Below are 17,115 nucleotides of genomic sequence, written 5' to 3'. Positions count from 1 at the left end.
GCGTGGGTGAGGCCGCTGCGCCCGCGCGACCGTCACAGCCGTCCGCCGCGCCGGCGGTCACGGTCAGCGCGCGGGGCCTGCCGGCCGGGCAGGAACCCGGTCCACTCATCGGGCCCCCTTGGAATCGAGCGTCCGGTTCCTGCGCAGGCGAAGATCAGCGGTCGTCCTGTGCACGCGACCTCACGCGGTGGACCGGAGCCTGCCGGGAACGGCCACCGGGCGTCCTCAGCCCATCAGGTCCGGCGCGAAGTAGTCACGCAGCCGAGCGATCTTCCCGTCGCGGATGCGAAAGATCTGCACCAGCGAGACCACCACGTCCGCCGCGTCCCCGTCCTCGTCCCCGTCGAAGACCGTGTCGATCTCGGCGATGAACACCTCGGGGTCGGCGGTGGTGTGCAGCACGTAGCCGGACTTGTCGAGGTTCGGCGGGCGGGCGTCCTCCGGCTGCCGCGCGTAGTACGTCGCCATCGCGGCGCGGATCTCCTCGCGGCCCGCCAGCCTCCGGGGGAAGGCGGCCCCGGCGGGCATGAGCGGCAGCTCCAGGACACCGTCCGCGGTGAAGTTCTCGGCGAGGGCATCGGCGTTGCGAGTCAGCGGACCGGCGTAGACGTACCTCTGGAAGATCTCCTGCGGTGTGGACACGGCGGCCTCCCCGGGCTCGGACACGGACGTCCACTCCACCACAACGGCGCCTCCGAGAGGGCGATTTCCGGGCGCGGCCACGTCCGCCGGATCGGCCGGCCCCCGGTCGCCCGCCGCACCGCGGGCCCCTCGGCGGCAGTGGCGCCGCCGTCCTCGGCATGTTCGTGGCCGAACCGGGAATGCACCGCAGACGGCCCCTGCCGCGCTCCCCCGCGACGACGACGCCCCGACCGCGGGTCGCCCCGCGCCGCCGGGCAGCGGGGCCGAAGCACCCCACCGAGGATCTGGAGTCCACCGTGCGTATCAGCGTCTGCATCCTGCCCGACCGGCCGTTCCCCGAGGCGGCCCCGATGTGGCGTCGCGCCGAGGAGCTGGGCTTCCACGCCGCCTACTCGTACGACCACGTCAGCTGGGGCGGGCTGCCGGACGGCGCCTGGTACGGCGCCGTGCCCACACTGGCGGCCGCCGCCGCGGTCACCTCGCGGATCAGGATCGGCACCCTGGTGTCGTCGGCGAACTTCCGCCACCCGGTGCCGCTCGCGCAGGACGTCATGACGCTGGACGCCGTCAGCGGGGGCCGGTTCGTCCTCGGCTACGGTGCCGGCGCGCCCGACGCCGACGGCATCGTGCTCGGCCAGGGCGAACCCGGCACCGGCTGGTCCGTGAAGGAGCGCGGCGGCCGGTTCCGCGAGTCGGTGGAGCTGCTGGACCTGCTGCTGACCGGGGCACCCGGGGGCCGGCCGCGGACCACCTTCCGCGGCCGGCACTTCGACGCGATCGACGCCCGGCTGGAGCCCGGGTGCGTCCAGCGGCCCCGGGTGCCGTTCCTGCTGGCGGCGAGCGGCCCGCTCGGCATGCGGACCGTGGCGCGGTACGGCGCGGCCTGGGCCGTCACCGACGACGCGGACGTACCGAGGGACGTCGAGCAGACGGAGGCCTCGACCTGGGCCGCCCTCGCACACCGGCTGGAGAGCCTCGACGCGGCGTGCGAGCAGGAGGGGCGCGACCCGAGGTCGCTGGGGCGCACGCTGCTGACCGGGTTCTCACCGCTGCCGACGATGCGGTCGGTGGCGGCCTTCGAGGACGTCGCGGGGCGCTGCGCGGAGCTGGGCTTCACCGAGCTCGTGGTCCACTACCCGCGCGAGTCGGGCGTCTTCGCCACGCCCGCGCACGTCCTGGAGGAGATCGCGCCCGCGAGCCACGGCGGCGCTACCCGGCTGCCCTGAACCCGGCGGTCGTCCGGCGCCCGCCCCGACGGCGGCGGGCGCCGCACCACGGCCCCCGGGCCCCGAGCGGTCAGCGCAGCGACGCCATCCAGGCCTCGACCTCGTCCGCCTGGCGCGGCAGGCCCGAGGACAGCCACTGCGCGCCGTCGGCCGTGATGAGGAAGTCGTCCTCGATCCGCACGCCGATCCCGCGCAGCTCCTCGGGGATCGTCAGATCGTCGGGCTGGAAGTACAGGCCGGGCTCGACGGTCAGGACGTGGCCGGCCTCCAGCACGCCGTCCAGGTACGTCCCGCTGCGGGCACCCGCGCAGTCGTGGCAGTCCAGGCCCAGCATGTGGCCCGAGCCGCAGACGGTGAACCGGCGGTACAGGCCGGACTCCGCGAGGGACTGCCCGCCCTCGGGCGCCAGGCCCCAGGCGTCGAGGCCCTCGGCGATCACGCTCATCGCCGCGTCGTGGAAGGCGCCGTAGCGGGCGCCGGGCCGCAGTGCGGCGATCCCCGCCGACTGGGCGGCGAAGACCAGGTCGTACACCCGGCGCTGGACGTCGGTGTAGCGCCCGCTCACCGGCAGCGTCCGGGTGACGTCGCCGGTGTAGAAGGAGTCGGCCTCGACACCGGCGTCCAGCAGGAGGAGGTCGCCGTCCCGCACCGGGCCGTCGTTGTGCATCCAGTGCAGGACGCAGGCGTGCGAGCCGGCCGCCGCGATGGTCTCGAAGCCCAGACCGTAACCGTCCAGCCGGGCCCGGCGGTTGAAGGTGCCCTCGATCCAGCGCTCGCCCCGCTCCAGGCCCGTGGCGTGGCGCAGCTCACCGACGACGTCGTGGAATCCGGCCACCGTGGACCGGACGGCCGTGCCCAGCTGCTCGACCTCCCACTCGTCCTTCACCAGCCGCGACTCCGAGAGGAAGGTGAGCAGTTCGGCCTCGGCCTCGCGGGCCGGCCGGACCAGCGCGTCGACGAGCGCGTCCTCGCCGCGCACCACCCGGGTCGGCACGTGCCCGGCGAGCGCCCGCTCCAGGTCGTCCCGGGCGGCGGCCTGGACGCCGAGGGCGTCGGCGGTCTCCGACAGCGTCCGGCGCCGCCCGACCCAGAACTCGCCGTGCTGCCGGCTGCTGTAGAACTCCGCGCCGTTCGGCCCGCCGTCGCGCGGCGAACGCGGCCGGGTGAACAGGGTGACGTCGTGGCCGTTCCCGGTGGGCTCGAAGACGAGGACGCTGTCGGGGACGGCCTGCGTCCCCTGCTCGGCGGTGAGGTGGACGAACGCGGAGTGCGGCCGGAAGGTGTAGTCGAAGTCGTTGCTCCGGACCTTCGGCCCGCCCGAGGGGACGACGATCCGCTCGCCGGGGAACCGCTCGGAGAGCGCCGCGCGCCGCTTGGCCGCGAAGGCCGCCCCGGGCACGGGCGGCCGCGTCACGCCGGTGTCCGCCCACCCCTGCTGGAAGCACTCGGCCAATGCGGCCGACACCGCGCGATCGTGACTCCCGGCACCGCGCGCCCCGCCCTGCTGCTCCACCACATGTCTCCGATCACCGTTGTCCGATTCACGGGGAAACTACCATTTCACATGTCACACAGCTAGGGCGGGGACACCCGGAGACGTGCTCGGGCGGGGAACCGGCCGCACGCCCGGACCGCCTACGCCGGTGTCCCGCCGCCACCGGGCTGGGTGTCCGGAATCCGCCGGGTGAAGAACAGGGCGACCAGGGCGGTCAGGGCGAGCACCGCGAGGGCGGCGCGCAGGCCGTCGAGCCGCGCCGCGGCGTTCGCGTCGAGGGCCGCCTGCGCGACCTCCGGGCTCGTCCCGGCCTCGTCCAGCGCCGCCCGGAGCTGGACGTCCGACAGGAAGGGCGCACCGCTCTCCAGCTGCACGGCCGCCTGGCCGGCGACCTCGGCCGGCACCGCCGGGTTCTGCTCGACCGACGTCAGGAACGAGGCCGTCAGCGTGGCGATCATGATCGAGCCGGCGAGTGCGGTGCCGATCGAGGAGCCGAGATTGGTGACGGCGTTCTGGATGCCGCCGACCTCCGCGCTCTGCTCGTCCGGGACGGCGGACACCGTGACGGCTCCGAGCTGCGACGCCAGCGCGCCCATCCCGAACCCGATCAGCAGCAGGGGCACGGTGACGACCTCCGCACCCGCGTCCGCGTCCAACGCGGCCAGCAGCGCGACGGCGCCCGCGAGCAGCGCCAGCGTCCCGAGCCGCACCACCCGGCGCGGTGAGACGTCCGGGAACAGGCGCGGGATCAGGATCGCGGCGGCCAGCAGCGTCAGCGAGAGCGGCAGCAGCCGGGCGCCGGTCTTGAGGGCGGACAGGCCGAGCGCGACGGACAGGTAGAGCGGGACGACGAAGAACACGCCCATCTGGACGAAGTACTGGAAGAAGAACATCGTCAGGCCGCCGGTGAGCCGGCGGTTGCGGAGCAGTTCCGGATCGACCAGCGGCTCGCCGTGCCGCTCCACGACCCGCGCCTCCCAGCGCAGGAAGAGCCGGATCAGCAGCAGACCGGCCAGCAGCAGCCACACGGTGAGCGAGATGCCCAGCCAGGCGGGCGCGCCGGGCTTGGGCAGGAACCACCCCCAGGCGCTGGAGCGCAGCACCCCGAAGACGAACGCGCCGAGCCCCAGGGCGGAGAGCACGGCGCCCACCAGGTCGATCCGGGCGCGGTCACCGATCGGGGCGTCGGCGAGCCGGCGGGCGAACACCAGGATGGCGAGCACCACGGCGACCTCGCCGGCGAAGACCCAGCGCCAGGAGAAGTACGTCGTCGCGACACCGCCGATGAGCGGCCCCAAGGCGATCGCCACCGCCCCCGCCGCGGCGACGAACCCGTAGGCGGCCGGCCTGCGCTCGGCGGCGAAGTTCCCGGCGACCAGCGCCACGATCGCCGGGAGGATGAGCGCCGCCCCGATCCCCTCCAGGAAGGACCAGCCGAACAGGAGCACGGTCAGATCGGGTGCGAGCGCCGTCGTCAGGGATCCGCAGCCGTAGACGACGCAGCCGATCATGAACGCCCGCCGGCGGCCGATCAGCACCCCGACCTTGCCTCCGGGGATCATGAACATCGCCATCACCAGCGTGTACGCGGTGATGGCGCCCTGGATCCCGGCGACGGTCGTCCCCACGTCGTCGGCCACCGTCGCGATCGAGACGTTCATGACGGAGCTGTCGAGCGCCATCAGGAACTGCCCGGCCGCGAGGACCGGCAGGACGAACCCGGTCGTCGCGGGCCCGCCGTCGGTGCCTGCTCTGGATGCCATGGGCGGCATCGTCCCAGCGACCCCGGCGAACGGCCGCGCGACGCACCACGAAGTCAGCCGGTCGGACGGCGGCGCCCCGTACCGGGTACGGGGCGCCGGGTGTCAGACCACGTCCCGCCCTCGCAGCGATCCCGCGCACAGGGCCCAGATGATGAAGATGTTCACGGCGATCAGGGTGATGGCCCAGAACGGGTAGTAGGGCAGCCAGAGGAAGTTGGCGATCAGGCTCAGCCCGGCGAGGACCACGCCGACGGCGCGCGCCCAGACGGCTCCGGTGAACACCATGACTCCGGCCAGCACGATGACGATGCCCAGGATCAGGTGGATCCAGCCCCAACCGGTCAGGTTGAAGCGGAACACGTAATCGTTCGTCCGGACGAACAGGTCGTCCTTGGCGATGGCCGCGATCCCTTCGAAGATCGCCATCGTCCCGCCGAAGATCATGAGAACCGCCGCGAGGACGATCCACCCGGACCGCAGCAGGTGCCCGGACGAGCCCGTGCCGACGCCTGCGGGCGGTGGTGGGTCGGCGCCTGCGACGGGCGGGTTGAGATTGCCGGCCATGGGGGCCTCCGAACTCTCGGGGAGCCCGCAGGCCCATCGGTCCGGGCCCGACAGCGGCTCCACGTTCCAGAGTTCCACACCCGTGCGGGACGCGCGCCCCGTACCGGCGGCCACCCGCGGGCCGGCCCGGACGCCGTCCCGCGGACCCGCCGGCGACGGCCGGCCACCACCCGTACGGCCGTTCCCGCTGGTGGGCCGGTGGGGGCGCGGCTCTGCTGGAGAGGAGCTACCGGCACGTGCGCTCCGCTCCCCGGGGCAAGCGTCCGACCCAGGGAGAGGTGCGATGGCCCCGACGGACTCCGGAACGGATCCCGCAGGAGCGGACGGGGCGCAGCCGCCGCGCGACCGGCCCACGCAGCCCACCCAGCCCGCCCCGCAGCCGCCGCCCACGCCGCCGCCCGCCGCCTCGGAACCGCCGACCTCGGCGCAGCCCGCACCGGAACCACCGACCTCGGCGCAGCCCGGACCGCAACCGCCGCCCTCGACGCACGCCGCACCGCAACCGCCGCCCTCGACGCCGCCCGCACCGCAACCGCCGGACGACGTCACGCAACTGAAGGCCCGGATCGCCGCGCTGGAGGCCGCCACCCCGCCACCCCGCCGGGAGCACCACCGGATGCGGACCTCCGGGTCCGTGGCGGTCATCGTCATCGCGTCACTGCTGAGCCTGCTGTCCGTCCTCGCGGTCTGGACGAGCGACATCGTCGGCAACACCGACCGCTACGTCTCCACCGTCGCGCCGCTGGCCACCGACCCGGCGGTGCAGGACGCCGTCACCAACCGGGTTACCCAGGTCGTGCTGGACCAGATCGATGTGAAGGCGCTGGTCAAGCAGCTCTCCGACGCCGCCGCCGAGCAGGGCGTGCCGCCCCAGCTGGCGAACCTGCTCGGCGGCCTGAGCGGTCCCATCACCAGCGGCCTCACCAACCTCGTCCACTCCACCGTCGACCGGGTCGTGACCAGCAGCGCCTTCGAGACGGTCTGGGTCGAGGCCAACCGGCTGATCCACACCTCCCTCGACAAGGCCCTCACCGGCAAGGGCGGCGGCGCGGTGACGCTGACCAACAACCAGGTCGGCATCGACATCGCGCCGATCGTGGACCGGGTCAAGACCGAGCTGGTCGACGCCGGCCTCGGGGTGGCGGCCAAGATCCCGCCGGTCCACACCGACTTCGTGGTCTTCCAGTCCGAGGACATCGGCAAGGTCAAGACGTACTTCCGGCTGCTGGAGATCATGGGCTCGTGGCTCCCGCTGGTGACCGTGCTGGTGGCCGCCGGCGGCGTCTTCCTCGCGTCCAACCGGCGCCGGGCGCTGGTCGGCGCGGCCGTCGGCGTGGCGCTCGCCATGCTGTTGCTGGGGATCCTCCTGACCGTCTTCCGCGCGTTCTACCTCGACCACCTGCCGCCGGGGGCGAACCAGGCGGCCGCGGGCGCGGTGTACGACACGCTGATCCGGTTCATGCGGGCGAGCATCCGGGTGGTCTTCGCGGTGGCCGTCGTCACGGCCCTGGGCGCGCTGGTGATCGGGCCCTCCCGGGCCGCCGTCGCGATTCGCACCGCCTGCCGCCGGATGGTGGACGCCCTGCGCGAGGTGCTGTTCAACCTCGGGATGCGGCTGGGCCCGGTGGGTCCGTTCGTCCACCGCTTCAAGCGGTGGATCGGCGCGCTGATCCTGGTCGTGGCGGCGGTCGTGCTGGCGACCTGGAACTACCCGACCACGGCGGTGGTCCTGTGGATCACCCTGGTCGTCCTCCTCGCCTTCCTGATCCGGGAGTTCCTGGACACCGGCCCCGGCCCCGGCGCCGCGACCTCCGGCACCCCCTCGGGCCCCGGCCCTGTCTCGGGCACCGGACCGCCGGCCGGCGCCTGACCGCCCGGCGACCGCCACCCGCGCCGCCGGGCCGGGCCGAGATGCGCGGTCGTACCGGCCCTGTTGGAATGGCAGGAGCGGGAGCCGCGCTGCGACGGGAGCGGCCCCGACCGTGCCGCCCTCCCGGGCGCGCACCGCCACGGCGTCGGCCGGCACCCTCCGCCCGGCCGACCGGAGAGGACCCGACGTGAGCGACGAGCTGAACGAGACCGGACCGATCGACTACATCGTCGTCGAGTTCCCCGGCAGCCGGATGACCGGCGAAGGGCTGCCGCTGCTGGTCGACCTCGTCGACCGCGGCATCATCCGCATCCTCGACCTGGTCTTCATCCGCAAGGAGGCGGACGGATCGATCACCGGCATCGAGCTCGCCGACCTCACCGGTGACGGGCAGCTCGACCTCGCCGTCTTCGAGGGCGTCTCCTCGGGCCTGCTCGACGAGGGCGACCTCGCCGACGCCGGCGCCGTCCTCGCACCGGGCAGCTCCGCCGGCATCCTCGTCTACGAGAACGTCTGGGCCGGCCCCTTCGCGGCGGCCCTCCGGCGCAGCGGAGCGCGCCTGGTCGCCGACGGCCGCATCCCCGTCCAGGCCGTCCTCGCCTCCCTCGACGCGGCCGAGGGCAAGGACGGGAACTGAGCCGGTCGGACGACCGAGCGGCTCGCCCCGAGAGCCGGCCCACCCCGAGAGTCAAGGAGATTCGTGATGCCAGGACTACTTCGCGGCGTCGCCCGTACCGCCGTCGTCGCCGGGACCGCGACCGCGGTCTCCAACCGGGTCTCCCGGCGGCAGGCCGGCCGCTGGGCCCAGCAGGAGTCGGCGCAGGCCCCGGCCCAACCCGCCTACCAGGCCGCACCCGCGGCCGCGCCGGCCGCCGCGCCCGACGACATGACCGCCCGGCTCGACCAGCTCAAGCAGCTCGGCGAACTCAAGAACCAAGGCCTGCTCACCGACGCCGAGTTCGCGGCGCAGAAGGCCCGCCTGCTGGGCTCCTGACCCGACCGCGCCCCGCCCGGCGGCCGCCCATCAGGGTCGCCCGCGACGCCACCGGTGCCACGACGGCGACGAGGCATCCTCGTCCACCGCGAGAGGGAGGCGCTGCCCATGAGCCGCGAGTACCACTTCCACTGCGAGTACGCCGGCTGCTCGGTCACCGTCGGCGTCCGCCTGGCCGGAACGCGGCGGCTGGAGCTGCTGGTCGACGGCAAGGAGGTCGCCGTCGGGCAGGTCCACGGCCACCACGCCCAGCCGGGTTCGCTCAGCACGACGCTGCCCACCGATCCGCCGCGCGCGATCACCGTCGAGGTGGACCTGCCCGGTGCGCTCCGCGGCGTCCCGGCCGCCACGCTGGTCGACGGCGACACCCGGCTGCCCATGCCCGCCCGGGACGTACCCCACCGGGCGCGGCCCACCGAGGCGTCCTGGTACGGCTGACGGCCCCGGCCCCCGAGCGGCCGGGGGCCGACCTCGGGACGGACCGGGTCGGGACGCTCCGAGCGGCGACGGCAGGGGCCGGACCAGGTCGGGGACGGCCCCTCGGCGGAGGCTAGGGTTCGGATGCGGGTGGACGAACCACCGCCACCGCGCCCGTACCGCCGAAGGGACCTCCGCCATGCCGACCGCACCCGTCACCGGACCCGCCGCCGGACCGTCGCTCGCGCGGTTCGGCCTGGGCACCGCCGCCGTCGGACGGCCCGGCTACATCACGCTCGGGCGCGACCTCGACCTGCCGGCCGGGCGCAGCGTCGAGGCGCTGCGGGAGCGGACGCACGCGCTGCTCGACGCCGCCCACGCGGCGGGGGTGCGGTACTTCGACACCGCGCGGTCCTACGGCCGTGCGGAGGAGTTCGTCGGCCAGTGGCTCGCCGCCCGCCCGGCCGCGACCGATGTGGTCGTCGGCAGCAAGTGGGGCTACACCTACACCGCCGACTGGCAGGCCTCCGGGGTGCCGGTGCACGAGGTCAAGGAGCACTCCTCGGCGGTGTTCGACCGTCAGATCAAGGAGACCAGGGCGCTGCTGGGCGGGCTGCCGCAGGTGTACCTGGTGCACTCCGTCACCCCCGACAGCCCGGCGCTCGGCGACCCCGTCCTGCACGAGCGGCTGGCGGAGCTGGCCGCCGAGGGCGTCCGGATCGGCCTGTCCACCAGCGGCCCGGCGCAGGGCGCCACCGTCCGGGCGGCGCTGGAGGTGACGGTGGCGGGACGGCCGCTGTTCGCCGCCGTCCAGTCCACCTGGAACCTGCTGGAGCCGTCCGCCGGGCCGGCCCTGGCCGAGGCGCACGCGGCGGGCTGGCTGGTGGTGGTGAAGGAGGGCATGGCCAACGGGCGCCTCGCCGACCGCAACGCCACCGGCCCCGACACCGCAGCGCTGCGCGCGCTGGCCGCCCGCACCGGAGCCTCCTGCGACGCGCTCGCCCTGGCCGCGGTCGCCGCGCAGCCCTGGGCCGACGTGGTGCTCTCGGGCGCGGCCACCCCCGGGCAACTGGCCTCCAACCTCACCGCCGCCGGGATCGGGCTCGCTCCCGCCGACCTGGCCGCGCTCGCCCCGCTCACCGAGCCCGCCGAGGAGTACTGGCGCACGCGCGCCGCACTGCCCTGGGCCTGAGCCGCCGCCGGGCGGGGCGGGCCGGGGAGGTTCCCCCGGCCCGCCGTCCACGGGTCAGACGCGGGTGTCCTCCACCACCGGAACGGTGGTGTCGAACGCCCCTGCCCCGTCGTGCGGCGCGCCGACGCCGGGCGCGGTCAGCGCCGACCGGGGTGCGGCGGTGGCGGTCCGCTTGCCGCAGAAGGCCGGCTCCAGCACGCCCATCAGGCCCGTCGTGACAGCCCCGTTGTTGGAGGCGTTGGCGAAGACCACGACGCTGCGCCTGCCGTCGGGGGTGACGAAGCTCTGGGTCTGGAAGCCCTGGACGATGCCGCCGTGGCCGAGGACGTTCCCGCAGGAGAGCGCGATCTGCCGGACGCCCAGGCCGTAGCCGATCTTCGCCGTGGGCGTGGGGAGGACGTCGGTCATCTGCCGCAGCGAGGCGTCGGAGACGAGCCCGCCGGCGCTGCCGGCCAGCAGCGCGGTGAGGAAGCGGTCCATGTCGGCGGCGGAGGAGATGACCCCGCCGGCGCTCCACAGCCAGGAGGCGGTCTGCTCGGTGGAGTCCAGCAGCGGCTTGCCGCGGTCGTCGTTGGTCAGGTACCCGGTGACGTGCGAGCCGGCGATGCCCTTCTCGGGCACCACGAAGGAGGTCTGACGCAGCTTCAGCGGGTCGATGATCTGCTCGCGCAGCAGGTCGGCGTAGGCGCGGCCGGTGAGGTGCTCGACCGCGATCCCCATCAGCACGTAGTCCGTGTTCGAGTACGCGTACTTCGTCCCCGGGGTGTACTGCACGCCGTGCTTGACCGAGAGGGCCACCAGGTCCTGGGGCGCGTAGACGGTGTTGCGGATGCGCGCCTCGAAGGCGCTCGTGGTCTCCTCGCCGGCCTGTTCGAGCAGGTCGTTGGTGTGGTCGTAGATGCCCGCGCGGTGCTGCATCACCTGACGGCCGGTCATCGCCCAGCCCTCGGGCAGGGTGCCCGGCGGCAGGTAGTCGCGCAGCGGCTTGTCCAGGTCGATGCGCCCCTGCTCGGCGAGGCGCATGACGAGCACCGAGGCGAACATCTTGCTGTTGCTGCCCACCCGGAACTGCCGGTCGTCCTTCATCGGGGTGCCGTCGAGGTCGGCCTTGCCCATCGTCAGCGACCAGCTGCGCTCGCCGCCGCCGTGGTCCCGGATCACGGCGAAGGCGCCGGGCGCCCCCGCGTTCAGGGTGTTCTGCAGTGCGGTCCGCACCCCGGCCGTGTCCGGAACGGGCGGGCCGGCCGGCACCGGCGCCGCCGCGGCGGCACCCGTTCCGACAGCGGCCATCAGCAGTGCGGCGGCCGCGGCGGCCGCCCCCGACCGCGCGAGCCCGATCTTCACCATCGGCATGGTCCCCTGTTCCGTCGACATCGCGCGCGGCGGTCCCGCGCGGACCAAGATCATATCCTCCTGAACACGACAGGAGTTGACGGTCGGTCACCCCGGGAACGTCGCGCCGGGGCGCCCGGCCGGCGGTCGGCCACCGGCCGCCCGCTCCCCCGTTGCCGACCGCCGGTGACGGCGGCGTGACGGTACGCCGTCAGCCGGAGACCCGCGGCCCGGTGCGCGAGGGCACCCGCCGTGCCCGAACGGGCAAACCTAACGTTCGGTCGGCCCCGGCCGCACCTCCCCCGCCCTCCCGCCGCCGGACCCCGGACGCGCTCCGTTCACCCGGCCGCCACCCGGACCGGGGCCGCGACCAGCACCGACGCACGACCGCCCGGCCCTTACAACCGCCCCGATGAGCACGATCCGCCCAATCCCGGCCCTTTCGGTCGTTCCACGGGCAATCGGGCGGCGGCCGGTCGCGAAACCTGTCCGGACGGCGATCGGCGAGTGAGCTGCGTCACTTGACGCTCCTTTTGGCGCGGGGCTTCACTTCTGGCGACGAGAAGCGGATCGCAGGATTCTGCCGAGTCACCACCGCAACCCGTCGAAGCATGTGCACGATTCATCCGGTCCATCGTCAGACGGAGGTTTTGTCATGAAGCTCGTTCACTTCGTGAAGAAGGTCATGCCGGAGAAGAGCCTGAAGGCCTACGCCTGGTACGGCTGGATCTAATCGGGTCGTTCGCGTACCGGGCCCGTGCCCGGTGAGCCCCGTCTCACCGGGCACGGGCCTTTCACCCTTGGAGTTCACCGATGCCTATGTCCAGCACGGGCAGGAGCGCCCGGGCCACCGTCTTCGCACCGCGGATCGAGGAACTTCTTCGCAGGTACCGCGGGGCGGACCTCTTCCGCCTGGAGCCCGACACCATCGGGGTGGCCGGCGCCGACCTGATGGACGGCCTGCTCCGCAGCCGGCCCGCCAACGATTCCGAGCGCCCCACCTTCAAACCCGTCCAGGGCAGGTCCGTCACCCGGACGGACGCGTCCGCGCTCATGCAGGCCGTCTCCGCCGATGTCCGGGTCGCCCTGAAGAAGCCCCTGGGCGACGAGGTCGACCTCTCCGGGAAATGGCCGCACGTCGCCCACGTCTATCTCCGGGATCTCGTCTTCGGCCGCGAGAGTTTCCGATTCCGCGTCCTGGTGGACCGCCGGCTGGAACTCACGCCGAAATTGACCTGGGCGGCCGTCGCGGCCGGGACGGCCATGCTCGGAAAACCCGGCACGGAAGTACCGCTGTCCAATCTGGCGGCCCGCGTCCTGGATGCCGAGAGTTACGACGACCGCCGTTATGCCATGTATCTCTACCGGCGGGTGGCCGCGCCGATCTGTTTCACCGTGTCCGCCCTCGTCACCAATGCGCTCTGGCTGGGGGCACCTTTCGAGGACGGTGAATCGAACCGGGACATCCTGCTGGAGGCGCTCCGGCTGCTCCCGCCGTCCTGGAACATCCTGCGGATGGGCTCCCCCGAGTTCTCCGCCGTGGACGACCGGATCGGCGCGAAGGACGACATCCTGATGCTCCCGCTGCTGAGCCATCGCGACCCCGCCCTCTGGGAGGACCCGGACGACTTCCGCCCGGAACGCTGGGCCGACCTCGACCCCGACAACCACCCCGGCTACCTCCCCTTCGGCCACGCGAACGAGCGCTGCTGGGGGCGGCACATGGTGATGCCGCTGGCCGAACGGCTCCTCGACATCGTGCGCCGCGACGGCCTCGTGGTGAACCCGGGGCAGACCGTCGGCAAGGTCGAGCTCGACGGCCTGCTCGAAGTCTCCGACGTGCGCCTGGTCCGGCGCTGACCCGGGCCGGCCCGGGGCCGGACGGCCTCGACCCCGGCCCGGCCCGGCCCGGCCGCGAGCGGGTGCCGCCTCAGCCCCGGGCCGGGGTGTCCAGGAACCGGTGCAGCGAGGCCGTCATGGCGGTGGCGAAGGCGTCCCGGACCGGCTCGGCGACGCGGTCCAGGGACAGGTAGGGGTTGAGGTCCTCCAGCTCGACCAGCAGGAGCTCGCCCTCCCGCGTGCGGCAGGCGTCCACGCGCTGGATGCCGTGGTCGAGCGTGTTCCAGTCGATGAAGCGCCGGGCGAAGCCGAGGTCCGCCTCGGTGGGGCGGTACGGCTCCAGGACCCAGCGCCGCTCGGGGTCGGGAGCGTGCAGGGCGTACTGGAAGTCCTCGTCGACGAAGTAGAACGACACCTCGTAGCGGAAGTCGATGCGCGGCTGGACGAGGATGTCGCCGTACCCGAGGCCGGGCAACCCGTCCGGGGACACGAAGGTCAGGCCGATGGAGTCCGCGCCGACCTTCGGCTTGACGGCGTACTCGGCGGACGCGGGCAGCCGGCCGAGGTCCTCCGCCCGGTCGACGGTGGGGATCACCGGGTGTCCGGCCGCGGTCAGGTCCAGCAGGTACTGCTTGCCGGCCATGTCACCCCGGCCGGAGAGCGGGTTGTAGACCCGGGTGCCGCGCGCCGCGGCCTCGGCCCGGAAGGCCTCGTACTGCTCCTGGTAGTGCAGGACGGGGCCGCTGTTGCGGACCACCACCGCGTCGAAGCCGTCCATCAGCGCGGCCGCGTCCAAGGGGTGGCAGAGGGCGATGTCGAAGTCGGCCCGGAGCCGGGCGGACAGCTGGATGTCCTCGTCGCAGTACCGCCGGCCCCGGGCCCGGTAGGCGAGATCGGTCACGAACAGAACGCTGGGGCGGGCGGGCACGGAGCAACTCCTCGGTCGGTGGCCACCAACCTACCCACCGCCCTCCGTCCTCCGGAACCCCCGTCGCCGCTGATCAGCGCCGGTGGGGCCGCACGCTCCGCGGTGGCCGGGGCGCGGAACGGGCGCCGCCCGGGGCAGGCCCGTCGCAAACCGCGCGGAGTACGATCGGCGGTATCCGGACCGGCGGAGGGTTGGAGCATCCGATGACCGGTGGCAACGAGCGCGACGGCGGGGCGAGCCCCCTGTCCGAGATGAGCGAAGCAGCACCCGACGACCTGTTCACCGGGCGGTCGAGGAGAACCGGCGGCGAGGCCGGCGCAGTCGCGCCGCACGGCGATGGCGACCTCTACGGGAGCGACGACGACCTGTACGGAGGCTCGGCGGCGGTGGCGCCGGACCCGGACGACGGGGAGAACACGGCGGAGCGACCCGGCACCGGCCGCTGACGGCCCCGACCGCGCCCGCCCGGGTCACCCCGCCGGGCCCCGCCGCGTTCCGACGCCGGCCCCGGATCCCCCCTGGGCCAACCGACCAGTATCGGTGCCGGACGGCCCGAGGCCGGTCCCCGGACGGAACAGTTCACTCGGACGAGTGAACCGAGGACCCGTCGGCCTGACGGCCGCGGCGTCGGTGCAACGATCACTGCGCCCACGGCCCGTCAAACCGCTTCTCCGGAGCGCCGTTTGCCGCACCGAACGGCCGGGGCGTCCACGCGGCACGAGGGGGAGCATTGGCACGGGACGTGGTGCGCGAGTCGGCCCGGGCGGGCCGGGTGGTGATCTGGGAGGAGTCGGCCCGCGACGGCGCCCAGGCCAAGACGCTGATGAGCGCGGACTTCCGGGTGCGGCTGGCCCTGGAACAGGGGCGGATCTTCGGCGCGGACGGGCCCCGGCACGTGGTGTTCGCGGCCGGGTTCCCGGCGGTGTGCGCCGAGGAGTTCGAGGCGGTGCGCCGGGTCGCGGTGGAGGCCGAGGGTGCGGTGAGCGTGGCCGCGGTCTGCCGGGGCGCCGCGCGGGATGTCCGGCAGGCCGTCGCGGCGGTGCGCGGGAGCGCACACGCCCGGGTGATGGTCGTCGTGCCGGCCTCGGAGGCGATGGCCCAGGTGATGGTCCACCGCACGGCCCGGGAGGCCCTGGAGGGCGGCGTCGCGCTGGTCAAGGAGGCCCGGGGCCTGGACGACACGGTCGCCGTCGACGTCTGCCTGGCGGACGCCGGCCGCGCCGACCACGCCCTGGTGGCCGCCCACGCGCAGTCCATGACGGCGGCGGGAGCCGGCGTGGTGGTCCTGGCCGACACCGTCGGCGGTCAACTCCCCTCCGACGCGGCCGCCTTGTTCTCCCGCGTGCGGACCGCCTGCACGGACGACGTGGTGCTGGCCTCGCACCTGCACAACGACCTCGGGCTGGGGCTGGCCAACACCCTGGAGGCACTGCGCGCCGGCGTGCGGGTGGTGTCGAGCGCATGGCTGGGGATCGCGGAGCGCTCCGGCATGGTCGCCACCGAGCAGGTGCTGCTCCTGCTCGCCCACCGCCCCGAACGCACCGCGCAGCTCCTGGGCGGCCAGACCGGCGACCCGTGGTGGACCGCCCCGGACCTCACCCGGCTCCCCGGCATAGCCCGCATGGTCGGCGAGGAGACCGGCATACCCCTGACCGTGACCACGCCGGTCGTCGGCCCCGGCGTGGGCACGATCTCCACCGGCACCCCGTTCGTCCGCCCCCGGCTGTTCCAGCCGTACGACCCGCAACGGCTCCTGGGCATCGCCCCGAGCGTCGTCCTCACTCACCTGGCCAGCGCCCGGGTCGTCACCGCCGTCGCCGCCCGCCTGGGTCACGAGCTCGACCGGGACCGGGCGGGGAGCGCGATGGCCTGGGTGAAGAGCCGGGCGTTCCGGACCGGCCGCGCCGTGGTCGACGACGAGGCGTTCGCCGCCTACCTCGACGGCCTCGCCGGCGCACCCGCCACCGCACCCGCCGCACCCGACACCGACCCGGCCGGGGCCGCGCGGTGAACCCGGGCGCCGTACCCACCGACACCGGTACCGTCGACCTGCCCGGCGCCCGCAGCGCCCTCGCCCGGGGCACGGCGGTCGTGCTGCCCAACCCCTCGCCGCTGACCGGCGTGGTCGCCGCCACCGCGCCCGGGACGGTCAACGCCGCGAAGGGCCGCCCCGTCGGCCAGCCGGTCGCGCTCTGGGCCCACCATCCGGACACCCTGGCGGCCCTCGACGCGGCCCTCGCCCTGGACGCGCCCACGGCCGCCCTGGCCCGGCGCCTCCTCGCCGAGGAGCACCTCACCCTGCTGGTCCCGCTGCGCACCGACGAGCCGCCGCCCGACTGGCTGGCGCCGGCCGCCCAGGACGGCTGGGCCCTGCTCTTCGGCGCCCGCTGGGCACCCCTGCGGCCCCTGCTCGCCCGCTTTCCGCTGCTGTACGTCAGCAGCGCCAACCGCACCGGCCGCCCCCCCGCGGCCCACGCGGCCGCTGCCGTGGCCATGTTCCCCGCAGGGACGGCCGTCCTCGGCACGGCCGACCTCCCCGCCGCCGGACCGGCCAGCACCGAAGCGACCGGCACCGAAGCGGCCGGCACGGAACCGGCCGCCGTCGAACCGGAGGGACCGGAGCCGGCCCGCCGGGCCACCACCACCCTGCGCCTGCACCCCGGCGGCAGCCTCGCCCTGCACCGCCACGGCGCCCAGGACCACCGCCACGGCGGCGCCGCGGCCTATCTGCACCACCTCCGCACCGCCTACCCGGCGGCGGCGGGCCACCGAGCCACCGCGGACGCCGGCGAGAGCCCGTAGGCCCGGTAGGACCAGGGCCACGCCGACGACCGCCCGCCACTCACCGTCTTG

At 74.4% G+C, this 17,115-nt stretch carries 17 protein-coding genes; 11 read left to right on the top strand and 6 right to left on the bottom strand.

The window, feature by feature from the left end; all coding sequences use genetic code 11:
• Positions 1-225 precede the first annotated feature (225 nt).
• Positions 226-642 carry a nuclear transport factor 2 family protein gene (locus tag ACWDRR_RS05595; RefSeq protein WP_449770888.1) on the bottom strand — a complete coding sequence of 139 codons (417 nt, stop codon included), beginning with the start codon at positions 640-642 and terminating at the stop codon, positions 226-228.
• Positions 643-938: 296 nt separating this feature from the next.
• Between ACWDRR_RS05595 and ACWDRR_RS05590 the strand changes: the two genes are divergently transcribed.
• A complete protein-coding gene (locus ACWDRR_RS05590) occupies positions 939-1,868 on the top strand; it encodes an LLM class flavin-dependent oxidoreductase (protein ID WP_449770887.1) in 930 nt (309 codons plus the stop codon).
• 70 nt (positions 1,869-1,938) lie between these two features.
• Here the strand turns inward: ACWDRR_RS05590 and ACWDRR_RS05585 are convergent, their stop codons facing one another.
• The 3 genes from ACWDRR_RS05585 to ACWDRR_RS05575 form a co-directional block, all read right to left on the bottom strand.
• Entirely contained in the window at positions 1,939-3,333 is a 1,395-nt protein-coding gene (locus ACWDRR_RS05585) for an aminopeptidase P family protein (protein ID WP_449770886.1), read from the bottom strand.
• A 170-nt stretch (positions 3,334-3,503) separates the two neighbouring features.
• Positions 3,504-5,126 carry an MFS transporter gene (locus tag ACWDRR_RS05580; protein ID WP_449770885.1) on the bottom strand — a complete coding sequence of 541 codons (1,623 nt, stop codon included), beginning with the start codon at positions 5,124-5,126 and terminating at the stop codon, positions 3,504-3,506.
• Between the two features lie 102 nt (positions 5,127-5,228).
• Positions 5,229-5,690, bottom strand: a complete 462-nt coding sequence (locus tag ACWDRR_RS05575; protein WP_449770884.1) for a DUF7144 family membrane protein — start codon at positions 5,688-5,690, stop codon at positions 5,229-5,231.
• 283 nt (positions 5,691-5,973) lie between these two features.
• Here ACWDRR_RS05575 and ACWDRR_RS05570 point away from each other — a divergent pair, with 283 nt between their 5' ends.
• The 5 genes from ACWDRR_RS05570 (at position 5,974) to ACWDRR_RS05550 (ending at position 10,163) form a co-directional block, all read left to right on the top strand.
• A complete protein-coding gene (locus ACWDRR_RS05570) occupies positions 5,974-7,560 on the top strand; it encodes a hypothetical protein (protein WP_449770883.1) in 1,587 nt (528 codons plus the stop codon).
• Between the two features lie 187 nt (positions 7,561-7,747).
• On the top strand, positions 7,748-8,197 hold the full coding sequence (locus ACWDRR_RS05565) for a DUF6325 family protein (RefSeq protein WP_449770882.1): 450 nt from the start codon (positions 7,748-7,750) through the stop codon (positions 8,195-8,197).
• Between the two features lie 66 nt (positions 8,198-8,263).
• Positions 8,264-8,554, top strand: coding sequence for an SHOCT domain-containing protein (locus ACWDRR_RS05560; RefSeq protein WP_449770881.1), 291 nt, complete (start codon positions 8,264-8,266; stop codon positions 8,552-8,554).
• Positions 8,555-8,662: 108 nt separating this feature from the next.
• The gene (locus tag ACWDRR_RS05555; RefSeq protein WP_449770880.1) at positions 8,663-8,992 is read left to right on the top strand and encodes a hypothetical protein; all 330 of its coding nucleotides are present in this window, start codon (positions 8,663-8,665) and stop codon (positions 8,990-8,992) included.
• Between the two features lie 178 nt (positions 8,993-9,170).
• Positions 9,171-10,163, top strand: coding sequence for an aldo/keto reductase (locus ACWDRR_RS05550; RefSeq protein ID WP_449770879.1), 993 nt, complete (start codon positions 9,171-9,173; stop codon positions 10,161-10,163).
• A gap of 54 nt (positions 10,164-10,217) precedes the next feature.
• On the opposite strand, the gene ACWDRR_RS05545 is transcribed toward ACWDRR_RS05550, so the two are convergent.
• Positions 10,218-11,516, bottom strand: a complete 1,299-nt coding sequence (locus tag ACWDRR_RS05545; protein WP_449770878.1) for a serine hydrolase domain-containing protein — start codon at positions 11,514-11,516, stop codon at positions 10,218-10,220.
• Positions 11,517-12,150: 634 nt separating this feature from the next.
• Here ACWDRR_RS05545 and ACWDRR_RS05540 point away from each other — a divergent pair.
• Positions 12,151-12,228, top strand: a complete 78-nt coding sequence (locus tag ACWDRR_RS05540; RefSeq protein WP_350540985.1) for a tryptorubin family RiPP precursor — start codon at positions 12,151-12,153, stop codon at positions 12,226-12,228.
• A gap of 80 nt (positions 12,229-12,308) precedes the next feature.
• Positions 12,309-13,355 (top strand): cytochrome P450, encoded by a 1,047-nt coding sequence (locus ACWDRR_RS05535; protein ID WP_449770877.1) that lies wholly within the window; start codon positions 12,309-12,311, stop codon positions 13,353-13,355.
• A 70-nt stretch (positions 13,356-13,425) separates the two neighbouring features.
• On the opposite strand, the gene ACWDRR_RS05530 is transcribed toward ACWDRR_RS05535, so the two are convergent.
• Positions 13,426-14,262: a hypothetical protein gene (locus tag ACWDRR_RS05530; RefSeq protein WP_449770876.1), complete on the bottom strand. Its 837-nt coding sequence runs from the start codon at positions 14,260-14,262 to the stop codon at positions 13,426-13,428.
• Positions 14,263-14,465: 203 nt separating this feature from the next.
• Here ACWDRR_RS05530 and ACWDRR_RS05525 point away from each other — a divergent pair, with 203 nt between their 5' ends.
• From ACWDRR_RS05525 to ACWDRR_RS05515, 3 genes are all read left to right on the top strand, one after another.
• Complete coding sequence (locus tag ACWDRR_RS05525; RefSeq protein WP_449770875.1) at positions 14,466-14,708, top strand: hypothetical protein; 243 nt, start codon at positions 14,466-14,468, stop codon at positions 14,706-14,708.
• Positions 14,709-14,992: 284 nt separating this feature from the next.
• Positions 14,993-16,273 (top strand): 2-isopropylmalate synthase, encoded by a 1,281-nt coding sequence (locus ACWDRR_RS05520; RefSeq protein WP_449770874.1) that lies wholly within the window; start codon positions 14,993-14,995, stop codon positions 16,271-16,273.
• Positions 16,270-17,064 carry a hypothetical protein gene (locus tag ACWDRR_RS05515; protein ID WP_449770873.1) on the top strand — a complete coding sequence of 265 codons (795 nt, stop codon included), beginning with the start codon at positions 16,270-16,272 and terminating at the stop codon, positions 17,062-17,064. The genes ACWDRR_RS05520 and ACWDRR_RS05515 overlap by 4 nt, the downstream gene beginning before the upstream one ends.
• Positions 17,065-17,115: the final 51 nt, after the last annotated feature.

The sequence above is a fragment of the Kitasatospora sp. NPDC003701 genome (assembly GCF_053587085.1).
Note: the sequence above shows the minus strand (reverse complement) of the source record. Positions and strands in the feature narration are given on the sequence as shown.